The sequence below is a fragment of the Arthrobacter sp. CAN_A2 genome (assembly GCF_015752045.1).
Taxonomy (GTDB): Bacteria; Actinomycetota; Actinomycetes; order Actinomycetales; family Micrococcaceae; genus Arthrobacter_D.
The window spans coordinates 1-1277 of record NZ_JADOUS010000072.1 but is presented as its reverse complement, the minus strand read 5'-3'; the positions used below and the strand labels follow the sequence as shown (position 1 = coordinate 1277).

Genomic DNA, 1277 nt, shown 5'->3' with positions numbered 1-1277 from the left:
CAAGATGAATGCTTAGACACACTCATCTCAGCAGGGCCACGAGCTTCTTGCTATCTACGACACGAGACCGCTTCCCCACCAACCGTGAAGAGCCCCTTTACATCGACCAGGGTGTCAGCGGTGCTTTGGCCCGCCGCCCGCAGTTCGACAAAGCCCTCGACGCTTTACATGAGGGTGACACTTTGGTCATCACCACCCTGGACCGGCTCGGACGCTCCACCACGAACATGCTCGACCTTTCCGAACAGCTCCGGGACCTCGGAGCTCACCTGCGGGTGTTGAACCTTGGCGGTGGGAACGTGGACACCGGCACTCCGATGGGGTCCATGGTCTTCACTGTCATGGCTGCCCTGGCCCAGATGGAACTGGACATTAAACGAGAACGCGTCAACGACTCCAACACCAAACGCCGCGACGCTGGCATGGACCTCGGCGGACGACGTCCCATCTTCAGCGACAGCCAGATCGCCAACGCCCGCCGGCTCATCGAACAAGGCCAGCCCGCATCCCACGTCGCCCGGGACCTCGGCATGTCACGGGCCACCCTCTACCGCCGCATCGCGAACCTCGACGCACGACAGTGGATTTCGACTCATCAATCCGATTGAATTGCACAGCTCGTATCTAGACGTAGCCTGAATACTTCAGCCGTCATGACCGAGGAAGTTTCATGCGCCGCATCCACGCTCTCACCATGCTCTCCCTAGTCGCCACCCTTTCGCTTGTGGGGTGTTCGGCGGACTCGACGGGGGATGACGCGCCCACCACCATAAGCACTCCAGCGCCTTCGGCGACAGCAGAAAGCAGTACGGAGACTTACGAACTCGGCCAAGCCTTCACAGCGACAACCTCCTACGGAGCAACGCTCACCGTCGAAATCCCTACAGCCGGACCACCCGAGGTAGAGCAACTACGGACCGACTTGAAAATCGACCCAGTCAGCTACGCGAAAGTCGGCATCGACAACAGGCAGGGCACAGAAGACGTGTCTGTCTACCTGGTCACCGTCTATGACGAGGACGGTACTGCCTACGAGTTCCAGGACCTTTCCGTCTACCACGTAGCCGACTGGGGCCCGAACTACACTGACGCCCTCGGCGGTGTCGATGGTCAATACGGATACACATTGGCCGACGGCACAGTACTCGAGGAGAACCTTGGCGATGACCTCAGCAGGAAGTCCACGGGTCTGCTGCACGGATAGGTGACATCTGATCTGGCTTGCCGGAAGGCGGGCCTGGAAGGATGTTGTTGTGCCAAAGCCTTACCCAGACGAG

Annotated in this window: 1 protein-coding gene and 1 pseudogene; both read left to right on the top strand. The window is 59.7% G+C overall.

The window, feature by feature from the left end:
- Positions 1-83: 83 nt before the first annotated feature.
- Positions 84-608: pseudogene (locus tag IWX63_RS16635) on the top strand (recombinase family protein); the annotation flags it as partial.
- A 62-nt stretch (positions 609-670) separates the two neighbouring features.
- Positions 671-1204 (top strand): hypothetical protein, encoded by a 534-nt coding sequence (locus tag IWX63_RS16630; RefSeq protein WP_199279256.1) that lies wholly within the window; start codon positions 671-673, stop codon positions 1202-1204.
- Positions 1205-1277 lie beyond the last annotated feature (73 nt).

Bases quoted from the DNA above. Each gene is read 5' to 3' on its own strand.
- IWX63_RS16630 (WP_199279256.1), top strand. From the start codon at position 671: ATGCGCCGCATCCACGCTCTCACCATGCTCTCCCTAGTCGCCACCCTT.